This is a genomic window from Actinoplanes sp. NPDC026619 (genome assembly GCF_040638295.1).
Taxonomy (GTDB): Bacteria; Actinomycetota; Actinomycetes; order Mycobacteriales; family Micromonosporaceae; genus Actinoplanes.
In genome coordinates this window covers 163,067-183,678 of record NZ_JBEZYA010000017.1, presented here as the reverse complement: position 1 = coordinate 183,678, position 20,612 = coordinate 163,067, and the positions used below count along the sequence as shown (strand labels likewise).

Genomic DNA, 20,612 nt, shown 5'->3' with positions numbered 1-20,612 from the left:
GGGATGGTCATCCATCAGTACTTGAGCAACAAAAAAGGCCCTCGTGCTGTAAGCACGGGACCTAGCGCACCCTCACCGAAATCACTGCGGGAGGAGTGCGCTCAACTAAGTACTCGGGATGCGAAGCACATGGACCTAACCTTGCCCCATCTCACTCGGCGAGTCAACTGATCCCACATTTTGATCACCGACCATCGACCCGAACGTGGGATCGGTCGGCAAAACGGCTCTGAGCTGCTTCATTCCCGGCCCGAGCGTCACTACCTGGCTGCGCGCCGCGGCGCCCTTCGGCGGCTCGTTGCGGGGCTGCGGCACCGGCCGGGTGCCGGTGCGGAGGCTGTCCAACTGAGCTTCCAGATGCTCGGCGGGCACGCCCCAGCCGAACAGCGAGCCCTGCCCGAGCCGACAGCCGGCCTCCTCGACCGAGGACCGCTGCGCCGGCGTGCCGATCCCCTCGGCCAGCACCTCGAGACCGAGCCGGTGCCCGAGCCGGACCACCACGTCGACGAGCGGCGCCGCCTCGCCGGTGCGCGACTCCGGCTCGGCCACCAGCAAACGGTCGATCTTGAGGATGTCGACCGGCAGGGTGCGCAACTGGCTGAGCGACGAATAGCCGGCCCCGAAGTCGTCGAGCGCGATCCGCACGCCGGTGGTGCGCAGCTCGGCGAGGCGGCTGATCAGCTCGTCCATGTCGGTGGCCACCGCGTGCTCGGTCACCTCGAGCACCAGTCGCTGCGGCGGCACGCCGTGCTCGGCCAGCACGTCGGCGACCTGACCCGCGTAGTCGGCGGCGTGCAGTTCCTTGGGCGACAGGTTGACCGACACCCAGACGTCGTGCCCCTTGGCCAGCCAGTCGGCGAGCTGCTTGCACGCGTTGTCGAGCACCCACGAGCCGATCCGGTTGATCAGGCCGGCCTCCTCGGCCACCGGGATGAACTCGTCCGGCCGGACCGCGCCCAGCGTCGGGTGGTGCCAGCGCAGCAGCGCCTCGGCCCCGACCGGCCGCATCGACGGCAGCGCCACCACCGGCTGGAAGACCAGGCGCAGCTCTTCCCGGTCGATCGCGTGCCGCAGCTCGCTCTCCAGCGTGCCCCGGCGGCGCAGCAGCTCGTCGTAACGCGGCTGGTAGCGCTCCACCCGGTTTTTCCCGCGCTGCTTGGCGTAGCGCAGGGCCAGGTCGGCGTCGCGGATCAGCTCGCCGGTGTCGGCCACGCCCAGGCTCGCGGACAGGAAGATCGAAATGCCCTCCACCTCGTACGGCTCCCCCAGCACCGCCAGCAGCCGGTGCGCGGTGAGGGTCGCCTCGTCGGCCGTGCCACGCATCAGGATGGCGAACTCGTCGCCGCCGAGCCGGGCCGCCACGTCACCGGCCAGCAGGTTGCGCCGCAGCCGCTCGCCCACCTCGACCAGCACCGCGTCGCCCACGTCGTGGCCGCGCACGTCGTTGACCGTCTTGAAGCCGTCGAGGTCGATGCCGACCAGCACCAGCGGCTCCTCGGGGCACTGGCACTCCTTGAGCGCCCGCTGCAGGCCGCGCCGGTTGGCCAGGCCGGTGAGCGGGTCGGTGTGGGCCAGCTCGCGGAAGTGCGCCTCGCTCTGCCGCAGCTTCAGCGTGTATCGCCGCACGTCGCCGAGCGCCAGGTATTGCCGGGCGACCAGCGCGAAGCCCTCGACGCTGGCGCCCAGGTAGCCGTAGAAGTCGAACTCGCCGCTCTGGGACAGGTGCCAGCCCAGCGCCGCGACCATCGCGAACATCGGCACCACCGCGTACGCGGTGCCGCGCTCGCTGACGTCGCCGACGACCTCGACCGGGCGGTCGGCCACCTTCACCGCGCGGGCGATGATGAACAGCCCGCCCGGCAGCAGCAGCGCGCCGCACAGGACGTCGATGTCGCGGTCCTGGCAGATGCCGCCGCCCAGGGCCACCGCTGCGATCGCCACCAGGGTCACCCCGCCGGCCACCCGCACGGTGGTCAGCCGGGGCCGGTGCGCGTGCAGCGCCAGCACGATGGTCAGGCCCAGGGAGATCACCGCGAGCCCGGCCGGGACCAGGATCGAGGGGCAGGCCATCGGGGTGGCGCCGCCGAGGAGGTGGGTGGGCTCGGTGAGCAGCACCCAGCCGACGAACCAGAACGCCGCCGCGATGACCACGCCGTCGAGCAGGTGACGCAGGGCCGCCCCCGGGCTCTCCGCCGCGCCGGGCAGCACGGCCGTGCCGACCAGCAGGGTGAGCGTGCCGATCGCGGTGCCGATCGCCACCGCCGAGCCCAGGTGGATGCGCGGCACCGGCGCGTCGGTGAGCAGCGCGCTGATCAGCCCGGCGAGGGCCGCCGCGGTGGCCAGCGCCCCGCCGAGAGCCAGGATGAGGTGCGCCCGCCGGGCCGCGCCGGTGTGCCGGCGGCCGGAATTGCCCAGCAGGGCAACGGCCGGGACGGCGATCAGGAGACCGGCCAGCCCGGCCAGCTCCACGCCGGACGGTGATTGCACGGGAACACTGTGCCCGATCTCGCTCCGAATAGGGAGCCCTGAAATCCCGCGCTGTGGACGCAACTGGCAGCCGCCCCTTACCGGAGTGGCATGCTGAGGTAATGCCTGACCTGCGTTCCCGGACCTCGACCCACGGTCGGACCATGGCCGGCGCGCGTGCCCTTTGGCGCGCCACCGGGATGACCGACGACGACTTCGGCAAGCCCATCGTGGCGATTGCCAACAGTTACACCCAGTTCGTACCCGGGCACGTGCACCTCAAGGACCTCGGCGGCCTCGTCGCGGATTCCATCGCCGAGGCCGGCGGTGTCGGCCGCGAATTCAGCACGATCGCCGTCGACGACGGCATCGCGATGGGCCACGGCGGCATGCTCTACTCGCTGCCCAGCCGCGAGCTCATCGCCGACGCGGTGGAATACATGGTCAACGCGCACTGCGCGGACGCCCTGGTCTGCATCTCGAACTGCGACAAGATCACCCCCGGCATGCTGATCGCCGCCCTGCGGCTCAACATCCCGACGGTCTTCGTCTCCGGCGGCCCGATGGAAGCCGGCAAGACGGTCGCGATCGAGGGCATCGTGCACGAGAAGCTCGACCTGGTCGACGCGATGAGCGCCAGCGCCAACGAAAACGTCACCGACGCCCAGCTCGACACCATCGAGCGCGCCGCCTGCCCGACCTGCGGCTCGTGCTCCGGCATGTTCACCGCCAACTCGATGAACTGCCTCACCGAGGCGATCGGCCTCTCGCTGCCCGGCAACGGGTCGACGCTGGCCACGCACGCCTCCCGCAAGGCTCTCTTCGAGGAGGCCGGCCGGCTGATCGTCAAGATCGCCAAGGAGTACTACGAGAAGGACGACGAGTCGGTCCTGCCGCGCTCGATCGCCAGTCGTGACGCGTTCGAAAACGCCGTGGCCCTCGACGTGGCGATGGGCGGTTCCACCAACACGGTGCTGCACCTGCTGGCGGCGGCCCGCGAGGCGGGGCTCGACTTCAGCGTGTCGGACATCGACGCGATCTCCCGGCGGGTGCCGTGCCTGTCCAAGGTCGCGCCGAACAGCCCGAAATACCACATGGAAGACGTGCACCGGGCCGGCGGCATCCCGGCTCTGCTCGGTGAGCTGCACCGAGGCGGGTCGCTCAAGACCGGCGTCCGGGCGGTGCACTCCCCCGACCTGACGTCCTGGCTCGGCAAGTGGGACATCCGGGGCGGGTCGCCCTCGGCCGAGGCGCTGGAGCTCTTCCACGCGGCGCCGGGCGGGGTGCGCACCACCCAGCCGTTCAGCACCGAAAACCGCTGGGCAAAATTGGACACCGACTCGGTCGAGGGCTGCATCCGCTCGGTCGAGCACGCCTACACCGTCGACGGTGGTCTGGCCATCCTCTTCGGCAACATCGCCCCGGACGGCTGCGTCGTCAAGACCGCCGGCGTGGACGAGTCGATCTGGAAGTTCACCGGGCCGGCCCGGGTCTTCGAATCCCAGGACGACGCGGTCACCGGCATCCTCGGCAAGGAAGTTGTCGAGGGCGACGTGGTGGTCATCCGCTACGAGGGGCCACGCGGCGGGCCGGGCATGCAGGAGATGCTCTACCCGACGTCCTTCCTGAAGGGGCGCGGCCTCGGCAAGGCGTGCGCACTGATCACTGACGGACGTTTCTCCGGCGGCACCAGCGGCCTCTCGATCGGCCACGTCTCTCCGGAGGCGGCCGCCGGCGGGCTCATCGCCCTCGTCGAGACCGGCGACGAGATCACCATCGACATCCCGGGGCGCAGCATCTCGCTGCACGTCGACGACGAGACCCTCGCTCAGCGCCGGCACGAGCAGGAGCGCCGCCCGAAGCCCTACACACCGGTCGACCGCACCCGTCCGGTCTCGGCGGCGCTGCGCGCTTACGCCTCGATGGCCACCAGCGCCAGCGACGGGGCTTACCGAAAAGTTCCGGAATAATACGGCGATCAACTTCCACAACCGCAGCTCCGACCAACCGTGGCCACGCACCGACTGGGTGCGTGGCCACGGCCGTCGGCCGCTTCCGGCCGCCATGATCGGCAGCCTCAGCGGGGCTGGACGACGAGGGTGACTCCCTTCCCCGCACCCGCCGGGTTGATCGCCTGGACGGTGACGCGGCCGGAACCCCTGACGGTCAACGTTGCCGAACGCGCCGACGCGGGGCGGGTCACGATCACCGGCGCGCCGTTCACGGGCTGCCAGGTGACCCGGTAGCCGGTGACCGCGGCGCCACCGGTGCTTGCCGGCGGGGACCAGGAGATCGTCACGGTTCGGGGGCCGGGACGGGCCGTGACCCTGGTGGGTGCGCCGGGGACGGTTCGCGGGGCGACCGGGGCCGACGGCGTTGACCACGCTCCGGCGCCGGACGCGTTCCATGCCCGGATCCGGAAGCGGTAGGCGGTTCCGTTGGCCAGGCCGGTCACGGTCAGTTCCCGGCTGGTCCCGGATGCGCTGCGGATCGCGCCCGTCCGTGCGCCGTTCGCGGCCGCCAGCACCTCGATCTCGTAGCGGGTGATCGGTGAGCCGCCGGTCGACGCGGGACCGGCCCAGCGCACGACCACGGTGCCGTTTCCGCTTTTCAGCGCGCCCAGGGCGGGAGCTCCGGGGACGGAACCCGGCGGGCTGGTCGGCGGGCTGGTGGTGGGCTGTGTTGTCGGGCCGCCCGTCGGTGCCGGCGGCTGAATCGTCGTCGGCTGAGTGGTGGGCTGGGCAGTCGGCTGGGTGGTCGGCAGCTGGGTCGGCGGCTGCGTTGTCGGCGGCTGGGTCGGCTGGGTCGTCGGCGGCTGGGTCGTCGGCGGCTGGGTCGGCTGGGTCGTCGGCGGCTGGGTCGGCTGGGTCGTCGGTGGGTGGGACGTCGCCGGCGCGCTGGTTGACGGGCCCGGGCCGGGGGTGACCGGAGCGGACAGGGCGGAGAACTCGCTCGCGCCGGTGGCGGTCACGGCTCGGACCCGGAAGGCGTAGCGCACGCCGTTGGTCAGGCCGTACATGGTCAGCGACGTGGCATCGGGGGCGGCGGCATCCACGGCCACGGCGGCCTCGGTGGCCGGGTCGACCGCCTGGATCTCGTAGCCGATGATCGGGAAACCGCCGTCCGAAGCCGGTGGCGTCCAGCGCACCACGGCCGATTCGTCGCCGACGGTCGCGGTGCCGATCGCCGGGATGCCGGGGCCGGTCGCGACCGGCGGGGTGGCGCCGGCCCGCGGAGTCACCGGGTCCGACGCCGTCGAGAACACGCCGGGGCCGGCCGAGGTGTTGATGCGGATCTGGAAGGTCACCGGGACGCCGTTGGTCAGGCCGGTGACGTCCACGGTGCGGACATCCGCGGCCAGCTCGGTGTCGGTCGTGGTGGGGCCGGCCGCGCGGCGCAGGGTCAGGCTGGTCGCGGCGGTGCCGGTGGGGATGGTCAGCAGGACGGTCGCGCCGGCGTCGGTGGCGATCGCGGTCACCGCGGGGCGGGCCACGAAACCGGTGGCATCCACGGATTCGTCGTCGAATTCCAGGGTTTCCACGTTGCGGACCGGGTCGTTGCCGTCGGGACCGGCGACCAGAACGCCGCCGGCGATCGGGGTAATCGTGTACGAGGCGCGTGGACCCGTGAACACGGCTACGTCGTGGTCTGTGGTTGGGGACGTCTGGATATCCCGTACCACATGGATGTCGTTGGGGTTGATCTTGCCGGAAAGGATGTCGGGGCGGAGCTCGGTGAGGCTTCGGGCGGTGCGGATCTCGGCGCCGGACGCGTCGCGGACCGACAGGCGGACCGTGAGGTAACGATCGCCGTCGATGAGGTCGTCTCCGCCGCGGCCCTCGATGGTGTCGTTGCCGGGGCCGCCGAGCAGGATGTTGCCGGCGCCCCAGACGTTGCCGTGCAGGTCGCAGGCCCGGCCGGAGGCGTTGCCGACGGCCGATGCCGGCGTCGGCAGCGTCGTCACCACCTGGTCGAGGCCGTTGATGCGGGCGATGCCGGTGGCGTCCAGGGCGTCGCAGCCGATGAAGCCGCCGCCGCCGATGTTCGCCGGGACCAGGTCGTCGCCGCGCAGGGTGTCGTCGCCGGCGCCGCCGGACAGAGATTCGACCTCGTTGTAGCGGTCGCGGACGCCGATCGCGGGAATGCCCAGCGGGGTCAACGGGAGGGCCAGGTCGGAGTCCATCGGCTGGGCGTCGCCGCCCTGGTCGGCGGCGGCCGCGATGGACCAGTCCCAGCCGGAGCCGCCGGCGTTCTTCTCGATGCCGGGGCCCTGCACCCCGATGTCGTCGCCGCCCTCCATGTCGTAGTCGTCGTCGCCGCCCTGGCCGATCAGCACGTCGTTGCCGGGCTTGTTGGAGTCGTCCAGGAAGAACAGGTTGCCGCTGTCGCCCTGCAGCAGGTCGGCGCCGTCGCCGCCCTCCGCCCAGTCGTCGCCGGAGTCGCCGAACACCTCGTCCTCGCCGTCGCCGGCCAGGACGAGATCGTTGCCCTCGCCGGCGAAGACCGTATCGGTGTTGGCGCCGCCGTCGGCGAAGTCGTTGCCGGTGCCGGCGTTGACGATGTCCAGTCCGGGGCCGGCCGCGATCGCGTCGTTGCCGGGGCCGCCCTTGGGGATGTCGTCGCCGCCGGAGTCGGTGATGATGTCGTCGCCCTCGCCGCCCAGCGCCACGTCGTTGCCGGCGCCGCCCTCGAGCACGTCGTCGCCCTCGGCGCCCCAGATCGTGTCGTTGTCGTTGCCGGCCACCACCCGGTCGGGGTCGTCGGTGCCGCGGTAGACCGACTGCGCGTTGAGGCCGGGCTTGTCGACGCTGTTGCGGGCGCGGTACTGGATCGTGCCGCCCGGCATGCGGATCAGCAGGGCGTGTTCGTCGCAGGTGGTCGCCGGGTCGTCGGTGACCTGGTTGCCGGTGCCGGTCAGCTGCGCCAGGTCGAAGACGCAGTCGCTGGTCGCGAACGCGTCGGCGCGCAGGAATCCGGCGCCGGTGGTGCGCCCGATCAGCTCGGCGAACGAGTTGCCCTCGAGCTGGGTGCGCAGGTTCATGCCAGGCGTACGGGCCAGGTAGTAGAGCCGGTCGCCGTCCTGCAGGCGGGTCAGCTGGTTCTCGAAGACGTAGCCGAAGGTGCTGCCGAGCAGGCCGCCGAACGGGTCGGTAACCTCGGCGAGGCCGCCGATCCACAGGTCGACATCCTCGAGGCCGGATCCGCTGGTCGCGTTGAGGAACTCGGCCGCGCCGCTGGGCGCATCCTCGATGAGGACGCGGGCCGCTTCGCGCTTGCCGGCCACCGTCGTGGCGGCGGCAATCGTCGGGTAGGTGCCGTAGGCGGCGACGAAGTTGACCAGCGACTCCGGATGCTTCAGGTGTTCACCAAAGTCAATCCAGCTGGTGTACGGCTTGAGCCGGGTATCACCGGTCTTCGCGTACAGGGTGCGGCGGAACGGGTTGAGCCGGGGCACCCCCTCGGAGCGGCCGCGCGCGATGTTCACCGCGGCCAGGTCCATCGGCAGGCCGAGCAGGTTGTTGCGCAGGGTGTCGGTCATGAACTCGTCGAGCTCGTTGCCGACCTGGCCGGACATGCCCCGGATCACCTCGGCGGCGGCGTCCTCAGGACCGAGCGTGCCGCCATCGGTGTAGGCGACCGGATTGAGGAAACCGTCCAACAGCGACACCGAGTCGTCGGTGCCGTCCTCCCGGGTGCGGGCGATCGTCTCGGTCAGCATCGAGTGCCCGAAGCGGTAGACGGCGTGCGCGAACTCGGCGTAGATGGCCGGGTTGAGGTCGGTCTGCGGGAACGCGAACGGCTGGAACGCGTTGATCGACGGCTGGATCTTGCGGGCGAACTCCTCGAACACCAGGTGCTGGTATTCCATCTCGTTGACGAACCGGGCGGCCTGGAAGATTCGTTCGCCGTTCCAGGTGCCGTCGAAGCTCTGCCAGTCGGCGAGCGCGGTGCCGTCCTCGGTCAGGACCCGCTCGATGTCGCCGGTCAGGCGGTTGTGCTCGGCGTGGAAGACCTGGTGGACGGCGGTGAGGCCGAGGTTCTCGTTGACCCGGCCGTCACCGGCGATGAAGTGGGTGTCCAGCAGCTCGTCGTCGTAGGTGCCGGCGGCGACGGTCGGACTGACCACGGAGTCATCGTCGGGTCGAAGGCCCGAGGACGGGTCGGCATCGTGCGCGATGTCGCCGAGGAACGGCGCGTCCGTCCGCAGCGCACCCGCTGGGATCGGAACCGGATTGGCGGTGTCGCCCTCGACCAGACCGGTGGCGGTGACGTACTGAGGGAGGCCGCGAGCCGGGCCGGGGACAAATCGCCCGTAAGCATCCGCCAGGACTTGCGGGACGGCCAGCACGTCGGCGTCGGTCAGCGCGAGGCCCAGCACTTCGCGGGCCTGCCGCTTGACGTCGGCCCAGGTCGGCAGGCCGCCGGCGGCGCCTTCGAGCAGGCGGCCGGTGGTCGTGGCGTCCCGCCGGTATTCGCGCAGAAACACCTGGTGGGCGGCGTGCGACGTGTAGGTCTGCGAGTTGTCGACCCACGGGGTGTCGGTGTTCTCGGCTTCCTGAACGCCGCCGGGCTGGGTGGCCGCGCGGGTCAACACCATGAAGCGCATCGACGGCGCGACGTAACGGGCGTCGCCCGGCCGCGGGTCGTCGGCGTTGCCGGGGATCCGGTCCGGGCCGGCGATCAGCGGGTCGTCGGCGCGCAGCGGGACGATCACCGTGCCGCCGCCCTTGACGGTCTGGTCGACGCCATGGTCGAAGAACTGCCCGAAGAGCGTGAACCACGAGTTGTACGGCGCGGACAGCCCGACGTCGGTGGTCACGTTCGGGATGAACAGCGTGCTCCCGTCGCCGGCCGGTGTCGACGAACCGGACTGGCTGCGCACCGGGGCCCCGGCGGCGGCGACCGCGGCCGGGTTGCCGGCGGTCTGGTCGGCGATCAGGTTGCTGATCAGCCGGGGCTGCGAGTCGTAGACCACGCCCTTGGCGGCGTAGGTCGTGCTGTTCTCGGCCGCCCGGAAACTGGCGTCGGCAAGCCGCGGGAAGAGCTGGTCGGCCGCGCCGTAGCTGTTCTGGCCGGGGATCAGGTTGTTGCACGAGCCGTCGACGGTGCGCAGCCCCTGAGCGAGAAGAGGGCTGCCGAGCTGGGCGAGCAGCGCGCCGCACGGGCCGGTGACGCTGTTCGTGCCGGCCACGTGCGCCTCGGCGATCTTGATCTGTTTGAGGATGTACGCCAGGTCGGCCGGGGTGATCGTGAAGCCTTGCCCGATCGGGGCAAATGCCTGTGCCGGTGCCGCGACCAGGAGAGTCGGGAGCAGTGAACCGATCGCGAGCCAGGAACGGAACCTCATGGGCGCCTCTCCGAGATGACCGAAATTTCGGCACATACTCGGAAAAGCGGCTCTAGTCGTCCTGTGGGTTCGCTGAAGATTTGGTGACGACGCTCAGGCGAGCCAGGGTGTCGCGCATGATCTGGCGGAGATCGCCGGTGGGCGGCCCGTCGACCCACTGCTCGAAGGCGACCCGCAGCACCACGGCGCCGCTCTCGGCGGCCAGGCTCGCGTCGCGACCCGGGACGCCCCGCTCGCGCAGCTCGCCGGCCAGGAGCGCGGCCAGGTTCGCCATCTTGATCAGCTCGCGCTCACGCAGCTCGGCGTTCGACGCGATCACCGCCTGCCGCTGACTGGAGTGCCGGTGGTCGCGGCCGAGCACGGCGGCGGTGGCGTCGAGCGCGGCGGCCACGGCCCGCATCGGGTCGGCCGACGACGGCACGTCGGCGACCGCCTTGACCATGGCATCGCGCAGGAACTCGGAGCCGGCGAAGAGCACCTCGCGCTTGTCGGCGAAGTGCCGGAAGAACGTGCGCGCGGTGAGGCCGGCCTCGTTCGCGATGTCGGCGACCGTCGTCTGGTCGTAGCCGCGCTCCACGTACAGCCGCATGGCCGTCTCTTGAAGACGGCCCGCCGTTCCTCCCTGCCACCTAGCCACGACCATGATTCTAGTCATGTCACTTGATGACATCACTCGTGCTAACGTCGGTGATGTCATCAAGTGACATCACTGGAGGTTTCCATGCGCATCTTCGTCACCGGCGCATCCGGCTGGATCGGCTCCGCCACCACCGCCGAGCTCCTGAAGGCCGGCCACCAGGTCGTCGGTCTCGCCCGCTCGGACGAGTCCGCCGCCAAGCTCGAAGCGGTGGGGGCCGAGGTCCGCCGCGGCGACCTGGACGACCTCGACGGCCTGCGGGCCGGCGCCGCCGACTCGGACGGCGTGATCCACCTCGGCTACAAGCACATCTTCACACCCGCGGGCATGGCCGAGGGCGCCCGCGCCGACGGCGTCGCGATCACCACGATCGGCGAGGCGCTCGAGGGCACCGGCAAGCCGTTCGTGATCGCCTCGGGCGTGATCGGCCTCGCCCAGGGCCGCTTTGCCACCGAGGACGACCAGCCCGACCCGGCCGCCCACCCGCGGTCGGCCAACGCGGCCGCCACCCTCGCCTTCGCCGGCCGGGGCGTGCGCGCGGCGGTCGTCCGGTTCGCGCCGACCGTGCACGGCAAGGGCGACTACGGCTTCATGGCCGCCCTCGTCGACATCGCCCGCCGCAGCGGCGTCAGCGGTTACCCGGCCGACGGCAGCAACCGCTGGCCGGCCGTGCACGTGACCGACGCCGCCGCGCTGGTGCGGATGGTCGCCGAGGAGGCGCCGGCCGGCACCTCCTGGCACGCGGTCGCCGAGGAGGGCGTCACCACCAGGGAGATCGCCGAGGCGATCGGCCGGGCGCTCGACCTGCCGGTCAAGTCGGTCCCGGCCGAGCACTTCGAGTGGCTGGCCATGTTCTTCGCCATGGACGCGCCGGTGACCAGCGAGAAGACCCAGCAGACGCTCGGCTGGAAGCCGACCGGGCCGGGCCTGATCGCCGACCTCGACGCCGGCAGCTACACCAGCTGAGGTCAGTGGTGATGGTGGGGTGACTCGTCGTCGAGCAGAGGCGCCCCGTTGGAGAGGTCGATGCCGGGGCCGGGCTCGTTCGCGGTCAACTGCACCCGGTCGGCCGGCACTCCTGCGGCCCGGGCCATCGCGTCGCGCACCGAGGCGATGGCCGGGTCGGACAGGATCGCGCCGAAATACTTCACCGTCACCCCGGCCGGCTGCACCGCCGTGTCGTAGTGGTTGAGCGTGTCGGACAGGATCCCCTCGGAGTCCTCGGTGGCCCGAACCGTGGCGGGCGTGACTCCGGCCGCCGGCACCACGGCGAACGTCAGGTCGTGCACGAGCACCGGCTCGACCAGGTAGAACGCTACGTCGGTGGGCTGGTTGTCGCGCATGAACGCCTCGCCCCGGGTCACCGCGACCCCCTCGGGCAGCACGAACGTCATCTCCGGCACCAGATAGTCGAGCATCTGTTCGCTGAACACCGCGAAGGTCGCCTCGGTCAGGGCGCCGAGGTCCGCCCTCCGGGCCGCGGCGGCCAACTCGGATCGGATCTTCACCCGGTCCGCGCCGGCCGCCGGGTGCACGGCGATGGCCGCCCGCTTGCGCACCATCGCCCCGTCGAACGTCGTGGTCGCCTGGGCGTCGCCCGCGTCGTCCCCATCTATGGCGGTGGTCGATGGGGACGACGCGGGAGGCCTGGCCGACGCGTACACGCCGGCCAGGATCAGGGCCGCCGCCACTGCGGCGGCGATCAGCAAACGGCGCATCAGGTGCCCAGGGGGTACGAGACGCCGTACGTCGTCGGCATCTCGTCCTCGCCGTCGCTCACCGGCTTGTCCGAGGAGACCGGGTCGTTGACCTTCGCGTCGCCGACCGCGAACTGGATCATCATGTCGTTGTCCTCGTGCACGAGGTTGTGGCAGTGCGTCATGTACCGGCCGCCGGCGTTGCCGTCGCCGGTGGTGAACTGCATGAGCGCGGTCACGGTCTCGTTCTCGCCGAGATAGAAGACGTCCTTGCCGCCGCCCTCCCAGGCGTGCGCCTTGCCGTCCGCGGTCGTGTTGCGGCCGATGATCTGGGCGTCGATCAGGTGGATGTGCAGTGGGTGGAACCAGCCACCGGACTCGTTCACCAACTCCCAGATCTCGATGTCGTACGGCTTGGGATTGCCCAGCACCCGGGTGAAACCGGAGTCCTCGACGTCCTCCCAGGTCTCGCCGTTGATCGTCCAGAGGCCGTGCTTGCGCTCGACCCGGAGCCGGCGCCTGGCGACCGCCATGTCGGCGGTGAGCTTGTTGACCTCGATCGCGCCGCGGTTCGCGAACGGCTGCGGGCCGAGATCAAGGGTGGTCGGGATGGCGTACACATCCTTGGGTCCGGTGTCCTCGACGACCTGGAACTGGACCACCTTGCCGGTGTTGGCGAAGTCGACGTTGTTCTTGTTGCTGAGGTTCTTGAGCTCGACCTTGGTGCCGGGCTTGTACTTCCGGAAGTCGATCAGCACCTCGTAGCGCTCGGCGACGCCGTGCCGCCAGGACGGCACCGCGGCCACCTTGGGCGTCATGCCGGCGTCGGTGCCGACGATGTAGACCGGGTCGCCGGTGGAGAGCCCGAACCGGAACGAGCGGGAGATGCCGGCCGCCAGCACGCGGAAGCGGTAGACCCGCGGCTTGACCTTCATCAGCGGCCACGGCACCCCGTTGACCAGGATGACGTCGCCCATGAAGCCGGCGTTGGACGAGTCGTCGAAGGCGACCGAGCCGTCCGCGTTGAACGCCATGTCGCTGACGATCAGCGGCACGTCGTACTCGCCCTGCGGCAGTTGTGCTCGTTCGTACCGGTCGCTGAGGTGGTACTGCGCGGCCAGCCCGGAGAACACGTTCTGCGCGGTGTCCCGGTGATTGTGGTCGTGGTACCAGAGCGTGCGCGCCTGCTGCCAGTTCGGGTACTTGTAAGTCTTGCAGCACCCGGGCGCGGTCTGGTCGTTGGCGTAGCCGTCGTACTGCGGCAGCGACGCCGAGCCGTGCAGGTGGGTGACGGTGGAGAAGGGCAGGCCGTTGATCCGGTTCACGGTGAGCTTGTTGGCGATCCGCACCTCGGTGCGGGTGCCCTGGTTCACCTTGATGGTCGGGCCCGGGAAGATCCCGTTGTAGCCGGCGATGGTGGTGGTCAGGCCGGGCACGATCGAGGCCGCGCCGAGCTTCTGGGTCAGCCGGTAACGCTGGAACGGCCCCTGCTCGTCGGCGCCCTCCTCGAACGGCATCAGCACCGGCGGACGCCGGAACATATTGGTGTACGGCGTCGGCGTGTTCTTCGAGGCCAGCTTGCTCGACGCGGCCAGCACCTCGCCGCCGCCCGCCGCGACGATGAGTCCACCGCCGCCCATCGCCAGCGCGCCCCGCAACAGATCGCGCCGGCTCACCTTTCCACGTGCCATGGGCCCTCCCGTCTCCTCAGGTGCCAGGGGCGGCAGACGCTAGAAACGGGGCCTGAAGTCGACCTGTGTAAAAGCTGAGAATCGCGGCCGATCTGCCGATCAGGCGGACATGCGAGTCAGAGTGCTCGGACAGTTGTCGGTCATCGCCGGCGACGGGACCGTGCTTCCCGCCGGTGAACTGCCCCGGCGGGCGCGGCAGGTGCTGGCCGTGCTGGCCGCCCGGCACGGCCGGATCCAGTCCAAGGACGCGCTCGCCGACGCGGTGTGGGGCGACGACCTGCCCGGCAATCATGTGGCCGCGCTCGAGCACTACGTCTCGGTGATCCGCCGCCGGTTCCAGCCGAACGACGCGGCCTCGGCCTGCTTCATCGTCACCAACGGCGGCGGCTACTACTTCGACACCGCGCGGGCCGAGCTCGACCTCGCCGACCTGCGGCAACTGGTCCGCGACCTCGACTCGCTGCCGCAGGGTGGCCCGGAACGGCTCTCCCGCCAGGAGGAGATCCTCGAGCTGACCCGGGAGCTGCCGTTTCCCGAGGACCCGTACGCGGACTGGGCCGACTCGGCCCGCACCGAGGTGCAGATCGCCGCGGTCGGCGCCCGCCTCGAACTGGCCACCGCCTGCCTGGAACGCGACGCGAACCGGTCGTTGCGGCTGGCCCAGGAGGCGATCGAGCTCAACCCGTTCCTGGAGCGGGGCTACCGGATGGCGATGGAGGCGGCCATCGCGATGGACCGGCGCGACGACGCGCTGCGGTTCTTCGAGCGCTGCCGCCGGGTGCTCAGCGACGAGCTGGCCGTATCGCCGTCGGCCGACCTGTTGCGCCTGCATCGCAAGCTGCTCACCGACCGGACACCGGTTCCTTCGCCGCCACCGCCGCCACCGCGCCGGCAGCCGGTCGGCGATGAGTTCCTCGGCCGGATCGCCGAGGTGCGCGTCCTGGTCGAGCCGCACCAGCCCAAGGTCATCCACATCGTCGGCCCGCACGGCGCCGGCAAGACGGCCTTCCTCGCCGAGCTGGCCCGGCACCTGGTCGGCCGGGTCGGCGCCGGCGTGGCGGGCTCGTCGGTGGGCGTGCAGCGGCTCGCCTGGCTGCGGTCGGCGCTGGTTCAGCTCGGCGTCGAGCCGGCGGTGCTGGCCGTGGTGGACGCGGCCGGTCCGGGCGAACCGATGGGCCGTGCCGAGCTCGACCGCATCGCCGCGGCACTGACCGGCCCGGAACCGGTCGTGCTGGCCGTCGACGACGCCGCCGACCTCGACGGCGCCAGCGTCGCCGAGCTGGCCTGGCTGTCCGCCAACTGCCCGGGCCTGCACGTGGTGCTGACCTACCACTACCCGTCGCAGATCGTCCGCCGCCCGGTGGCCGGCCTCGGCACGCCGGTGGTGCTGCGGCTGGAGCCGCTCACCGCCGACGAGCTCGCCCCGCTCGGCGACGACACGCTGCTGCTCCGCACCGGCGGCATCCCGGCCCTGGTCGCGGTCGCGAACCGGTCCCGCGAGGTGGCGCTCGGGGTGGCCATGCAGACCGCCCGGTCCCGCACCCGGTGGATGCCCGACCCGGCCTGGGACATCCTGCGTTTCTGCGCGGTGCTCGGCGACCTGAGCGCCGACGATCTGGTGCGGCTCACCGGCTATCCGGCCGCCGAGGTGCTCGGCGCGGTCGACCATCTCACCCACGCCCACCTGCTCGGCGAGCGCCCGGACGCACTGACCGGCCACCGCGCCACGCTGATCCGTGACGCCGTGGCCGGTCAGGTGTCCGGCGCATCCGGCCGCTACCTGCGCGGCCTGCTCGCGGCTAGTTCGTGACCTGCACCGGGATCGCCAGTTGGGTGCCGCCGCTCGTGGTGACCAGGCTGATCTGCGTCACCGGGCCAGGCGCCGGGCCGGTGACCCGGATGCTGAACGCGCCCGCCGCGTCCACCGCCACCGGCGTGCCGATCACCCGGCCGGTGAGGTTGGCGCCGAGCACCGCGATGACCCGCTGGCCGGTGATCAGCGTGCTGGTGCCGCTGATCCGCCACTCGTTGTTGCCGGTGCGGTAGCGCACGGCCAGCCCGGTGAACTGCTCGGCGGCCGGGCGGACCGTCGTCGTCGCGACATCGGTCCCGGCCGGGTTGCGCACGGTCAGCTCCAGCACGACCGGGCTGTTGTCCGCGACGAAGGTGGCGTTCGGGCCGGGTGCGGCCGGCAACGCCTGCGCCGGGAAGGTGAACGACGGCTTCGCGGTGGTGGCGCCGGTGAGCGTCACCGCCGGGCCGGAGACCTGCCGCCAGGAGTACGTCTCCACGCCGGTCGACCCGCTGCCGTCCAGAGTCACGGCGCGACCGCGGACGACGGTCTGCTCGGCGCCGGGAACCGACTTCGGCAGTGCCGCCGCGACCACCGTGATCGTCACCGACGCCGGCGTGCTTTCACCGCCGGGGCCGGCCACCGCAAGCGCGAACGTGTAGGTGCCGGGCTGGGTCGGGACGAATGAGGCGGTCGCGGAGCTCCCGCCGGAAAGCGTCACGGCCGGACCGGCGGTCTGCATCCAGGCGTACGTGTCGATCTCGCCCGCCGAGCCGCCGCCGCTCAACCGCACGGTCTGGCCGATGATCGCCGGGGAGTCAGCGATCGCGGCCGCCACCGGAGCGGCCGGCTGGAACGTCCCACCGGTGCCGGACAGCGCCGAGGTCGCCGAGCCGCCCCCGGCCGAGGTGACCGTGATCGTCGGCGGCGGGGCGAGGACCGAGGTGAACGGGGAGTTGGTCAGCGGGCCGAAGCCGGTGACGGTGAGCGCGCTGCCGCCGCTCGACGTCGCCTCCACGCTGAGACGGGCGGCGTCCGCGTCGTACTCGATCTTGCTGATCCGCACCACGTCGGTGACCGCCCTGATCTTCTTCGCGACCGGCCGATCGCTGGCGTTGACCACCTCGATCTTCGTGCCCGGCGGGACCGGGCCGGTGAGCGGGAAACGGCCGTAGTAGCGGCCGTTGCTGCCGCCGCGCAGCCGGGTGGTGCGGAAGCCCAGCGCCGGGATGCCAGTCACCTCGATCGACTGGCCGGGCTCGCTGGTCGCGAACACCTCGAGCGCGCTGTCGGCGTACGTCGCCTGATCGACATCGACGCCCGCGTTGGTCGCGTAGCGGCCCTGCACGCTGAACAAATCGGTGAAACCGACCTGACTCAGGACCGCGCCGGTGACCGGATCGAGGCGCTCGATCCGGATGAAGTTGGTGTTGTAGGGGCTGCCGACGATCTTGTGGGTCACGCCCGGATCGCCGGCGTAGCCCGCCGGAGCGGCCGGGGCGACCGCCGGATCCCACTTGAGGAACGGGCCGATCCGGCTGTTCAGGACCTGCCCGAACGCGCCCGCCACCGCACCGACGTCGTCGGTCAGGTTGACGCCCTTTTTGTCGGTCGCGACCAGGTCGTCGACGCCGTACGGGTGGGTGATCCGGTAGCGCTCGCCGGCCGGCGCGTCGAACCGGATCCGGATCCGGCCGAACACCATCTGGTCGCCGTCCACCACCTCGTCGTTGGCGAACGCTCCCTCCAGGTTCATCCCGATCACCACCTTGGCGCCCGAGGTGAGGTTGAGCGTGGCGTCGGTCAACTGGTAGAAGAACTCGCCCGGGAAATTGTCCGGGAACGAGACCGGCTGTTCCGGGTTCGGCACCTCGTCGGCCAGCGCCGGGCAGAGCGGATCGTCCAGCGACGTGCAGGCCTCCAGCCGCACGTCGTTGCTGTCCCGGAACCACGCCGGGAAGCCGTGCTCGGCGATCGGGCCGACCTGCACCAGCTTGCCGGCCCGCGGCGACGCCGGGGCGATGACCACCGCCGATGCCACGCCGGCCAACGCTGCCGCACCTATCACGCCCGCGAGCACCGCGACGACTGTTCTCCGCATAGGACACCCCATTCCGTCCGGATTCCGCCCGGCGCACTTCCGGACGGCGACCCTGACGGGCGCCGCTGATGTCCGGCTTTGGCCACGCTGAAACCTGACGGCGCGATGCATCGTTGCGAGTTGAGTGGGATCAACCAGCGAGTCAGCTCAACTCAGTCATCGCCAAATTCTCGAGGTGCTCGCCGGGCTGATGCTCGGCATGTTCCTGGCGGCCCTCGACCAGACGATCGTGGCGTCGGCGATCCGCACCATCGGCGACGACCTGCACGGGCTTTCGATGCAGGCGTGGGTCACCACGGCGTACCTCATCACCGCGACCATCTCGACCCCGCTGTACGGCAAGCTCTCCGACATCTACGGCCGCAAGCGCTTCTTCCTGGCCGCCATCACGATCTTCGTGATCGGCTCGGCCGCCTGCTCGTTCGCGACCTCGATGTACCAGCTCGCCGGCTTCCGCGCGGTGCAGGGCCTCGGCGCCGGCGGCCTCTTCTCGCTGGCTCTGGCGATCATCGCGGACGTCGTCCCGGCCCGGGACCGCCCTCGCTACCAGGGTTACTTCCTCGGTGTCTTCGGCATGTCCAGCGTGCTCGGGCCGGTCGTCGGCGGCTTCTTCGCCGGCGCCGACGAGATCCTCGGGCTCACCGGCTGGCGCTGGGTCTTCCTGGTCAACGTGCCGATCGGTATCGTCGCGCTGGTCGTCGTCGCCCGGGTGCTGCGGCTGCCGCACAACCGCCGCAACCACCGCATCGACTGGTGGGGCGCGGCCACCATCTGCGTCTGCCTGGTTCCGCTGCTCACCGTGGCCGAGCAGGGCCGCACCTGGGGCTGGACCGACCTGCGCTCGATCGCCTGCTTCGCCGTCGGCGCCGTCGGGCTGCTCGCCTTCCTCGTCGCCGAGGCGCACATGAAAGAGGAGGCGCTGATCCCGCTGCGGTTCTTCCGGAACCGGACGTTCGCGCTTACCTCGGCCGGCGGCTTCGTGATCGGCATGGGGATGTTCGGCGGCCTCGCCCTGCTCCCGCTCTACTTGCAGATCGTGCGGGGTGCGACGCCGACCGAGTCGGGTCTGCAACTGCTCCCGCTCACCGCCGGGATCATGCTCGGGTCGCTCGTCTCCGGGCAGCTGATCAGTCGCATCGGCCGCTACAAGCCGTACCCGATGCTCGGTGCTCTGCTCATGGTCGGTGGGCTGTTGCTGCTGGCCACGCTCGGGGTCGACACGCCGTTCTGGCACGCCGGGGTGTTCATGGGGGTGTTCGGGCTCGGGCTGGGCTTCGTGCTCCAGCCGATCACCCTGGCCGTGCAGAACGCGATGGCGCCGTCGGAGATCGGGGTGGCCACCGCGTCGGCGACGTTCTTCCGGCAGATGGGCGCCACCGCGGGCACCGCGATCTTCCTCTCCATCCTGTTCGGCACCGTCGGTGACCGGATCGCCGACGCGTTCGCCACCGACAGCGCGCGGAAGGCAGTGGCCGATCCGGCGCTGGCCGCGCTGCCGGCCAACAAGCCGTTGCTGGCTCTTCTGCAAGGTGGCGGCGCCACCTCGCTGGACGACACGTCCTTCCTGGCGAAGGCGTCGCCGGCGCTGACCCGGCCGTTCCAGTCCGGCTTCTCGACGGCGATGGACCACATCTTCCTGCTGGCGGCGGCGATCCTGGTCGTGGCGTTCCTGCTGTTCCTGTTCCTGCCGCAGGTGCCGCTGCGCGCCCAGGCCGGCGATGCCGCCCGCACCGAGACCCCCGACGAGCCGGCGGAGCCCACCGCGGCCGCGCCGCCCGCCGCCGCGCCGCCCGCCGCCGCGCCGCCCGCTGAGGTGGCTCGGCCGGTGGACGTGCCGGCTGCCATGACCGCCCACGCCGAGCACCGCTCGGCCTCCGCTCCCGGCCCGGTGATCAGCGGCCGGATCGACGGTCCCGACGGCGCGGTGCTGAGCGGCGCGACCGTGACGGTCGCCGACTTCGAGGGCGGCCACGTCGCGCATGCCGCCACCGGCGCCGACGGCGAGTTCCGGCTGGTGCTCCCGCACGGCGGCACGTTCATGCTGATCTGCGCGGCCGACGACCACCAACCGGCCGCCGTGCTGGTCAACGCCGGTTCCGGCGAGATCCGCCGGGTCCTGTCACTGGCCGGCGCAAGCCACGTGGAGGGCCGCATCACCGACCGCCGCGACCGCCCGGTTCCCGGCGCCGCCGTCACCCTGACCGACCTGTCCGGCGCCGTGGTCGCCACCGCGACCACCGACGCCGACGGCCACTACCGACTGTCCGGCCTGGACGAATCCGATTACATGCTGACCGCCACCGCCGAGCACGCCCGCCCGGCCACCCGGATCATCTCCCCCGGCCGGACCCGCCAGGCCGACCTGGTCCTGACGATCGGCGGCACCCTGACCGGCGTGGTCCGGGCGGCCGTCTCCAGCCGCCCGATCCCGGAGGCGTCGGTGGTCGCGGTCAACGAGTTGGGCGAGGTCGCCGGTTCCACCACCACCGACGGCGAGGGGCGCTACGAACTACGCGACCTGCCGCCGGGGGTTTACACGATCGCCGCGAGCGGTCACGCCCCGGTCGCGGGCCGCGTCCAGCTCACCGGCGACCACACCGACCACGACATCGTGCTGGGCAACCCGACCGCGTTCGCCACCTCGACGCCTCGAGCCTGACGGCCGGGGCGGGTCAGGACGTGGGCTGCGGGACGATCCGGATGTACGGCTTGGGCTCGGCCCAGCTGCCGAAGATGTCCTTGGCCGTTTCGTTGGAGACCGAGCCGGCGATCACCACGTCCTGGCCCTGCTGCCAGTTCACCGGCGTCGCGACCGTAAATTCGCCGCGGCCGCCGCGGGCTCGAGATCCGGCCACAGCCGGTCGGTCACCTGCTCGCGCC

The 20,612-nt window shown here is 71.3% G+C and carries 11 protein-coding genes; 4 read left to right on the top strand and 7 right to left on the bottom strand.

Translation table 11 applies throughout. The features are described from left to right. Window positions 1-135: 135 nt before the first annotated feature. A complete protein-coding gene (locus AB0E90_RS32460) occupies window positions 136-2,487 on the bottom strand; it encodes a bifunctional diguanylate cyclase/phosphodiesterase (protein WP_360414516.1) in 2,352 nt (783 codons plus the stop codon). A 101-nt stretch (window positions 2,488-2,588) separates the two neighbouring features. Between AB0E90_RS32460 and ilvD the strand changes: the two genes are divergently transcribed. After that, window positions 2,589-4,436 carry a dihydroxy-acid dehydratase gene (gene ilvD / locus AB0E90_RS32455; RefSeq protein WP_360414513.1) on the top strand — a complete coding sequence of 616 codons (1,848 nt, stop codon included), beginning with the start codon at window positions 2,589-2,591 and terminating at the stop codon, window positions 4,434-4,436. Window positions 4,437-4,543: 107 nt separating this feature from the next. On the opposite strand, the gene AB0E90_RS32450 is transcribed toward ilvD, so the two are convergent. Both AB0E90_RS32450 and AB0E90_RS32445 read right to left on the bottom strand, forming a co-directional pair. Beyond that, the gene (locus AB0E90_RS32450) at window positions 4,544-9,814 is read right to left on the bottom strand and encodes a peroxidase family protein (protein WP_360414510.1); all 5,271 of its coding nucleotides are present in this window, start codon (window positions 9,812-9,814) and stop codon (window positions 4,544-4,546) included. 52 nt (window positions 9,815-9,866) lie between these two features. After that, window positions 9,867-10,403 (bottom strand): helix-turn-helix domain-containing protein, encoded by a 537-nt coding sequence (locus AB0E90_RS32445; RefSeq protein ID WP_360414507.1) that lies wholly within the window; start codon window positions 10,401-10,403, stop codon window positions 9,867-9,869. 132 nt (window positions 10,404-10,535) lie between these two features. Here AB0E90_RS32445 and AB0E90_RS32440 point away from each other — a divergent pair, with 132 nt between their 5' ends. Beyond that, complete coding sequence (locus AB0E90_RS32440) at window positions 10,536-11,417, top strand: SDR family oxidoreductase (RefSeq protein WP_360414505.1); 882 nt, start codon at window positions 10,536-10,538, stop codon at window positions 11,415-11,417. Between the two features lie 2 nt (window positions 11,418-11,419). On the opposite strand, the gene AB0E90_RS32435 is transcribed toward AB0E90_RS32440, so the two are convergent. Together AB0E90_RS32435 and AB0E90_RS32430 are read right to left on the bottom strand one after the other, a co-directional pair. Then, complete coding sequence (locus tag AB0E90_RS32435; RefSeq protein WP_360414502.1) at window positions 11,420-12,169, bottom strand: hypothetical protein; 750 nt, start codon at window positions 12,167-12,169, stop codon at window positions 11,420-11,422. Then, window positions 12,169-13,839, bottom strand: coding sequence for a multicopper oxidase domain-containing protein (locus AB0E90_RS32430; protein WP_360414499.1), 1,671 nt, complete (start codon window positions 13,837-13,839; stop codon window positions 12,169-12,171). The genes AB0E90_RS32435 and AB0E90_RS32430 overlap by 1 nt, the downstream gene beginning before the upstream one ends. Before the next feature lie 109 nt (window positions 13,840-13,948). Here AB0E90_RS32430 and AB0E90_RS32425 point away from each other — a divergent pair, with 109 nt between their 5' ends. Continuing rightward, window positions 13,949-15,649, top strand: coding sequence for a BTAD domain-containing putative transcriptional regulator (locus tag AB0E90_RS32425; protein ID WP_360414496.1), 1,701 nt, complete (start codon window positions 13,949-13,951; stop codon window positions 15,647-15,649). On the opposite strand, the gene AB0E90_RS32420 is transcribed toward AB0E90_RS32425, so the two are convergent. Further along, complete coding sequence (locus AB0E90_RS32420; protein WP_360414493.1) at window positions 15,639-17,732, bottom strand: hypothetical protein; 2,094 nt, start codon at window positions 17,730-17,732, stop codon at window positions 15,639-15,641. The two genes, AB0E90_RS32425 and AB0E90_RS32420, sit on opposite strands and share 11 nt — an antisense overlap. Before the next feature lie 175 nt (window positions 17,733-17,907). Between AB0E90_RS32420 and AB0E90_RS32415 the strand changes: the two genes are divergently transcribed. Beyond that, the gene (locus AB0E90_RS32415; RefSeq protein WP_360414490.1) at window positions 17,908-20,391 is read left to right on the top strand and encodes an MFS transporter; all 2,484 of its coding nucleotides are present in this window, start codon (window positions 17,908-17,910) and stop codon (window positions 20,389-20,391) included. A gap of 13 nt (window positions 20,392-20,404) precedes the next feature. Here the strand turns inward: AB0E90_RS32415 and AB0E90_RS32410 are convergent, their stop codons facing one another. Next, window positions 20,405-20,587 carry a hypothetical protein gene (locus AB0E90_RS32410; protein ID WP_360414487.1) on the bottom strand — a complete coding sequence of 61 codons (183 nt, stop codon included), beginning with the start codon at window positions 20,585-20,587 and terminating at the stop codon, window positions 20,405-20,407. Between the last annotated feature and the right edge of the window lie 25 nt (window positions 20,588-20,612).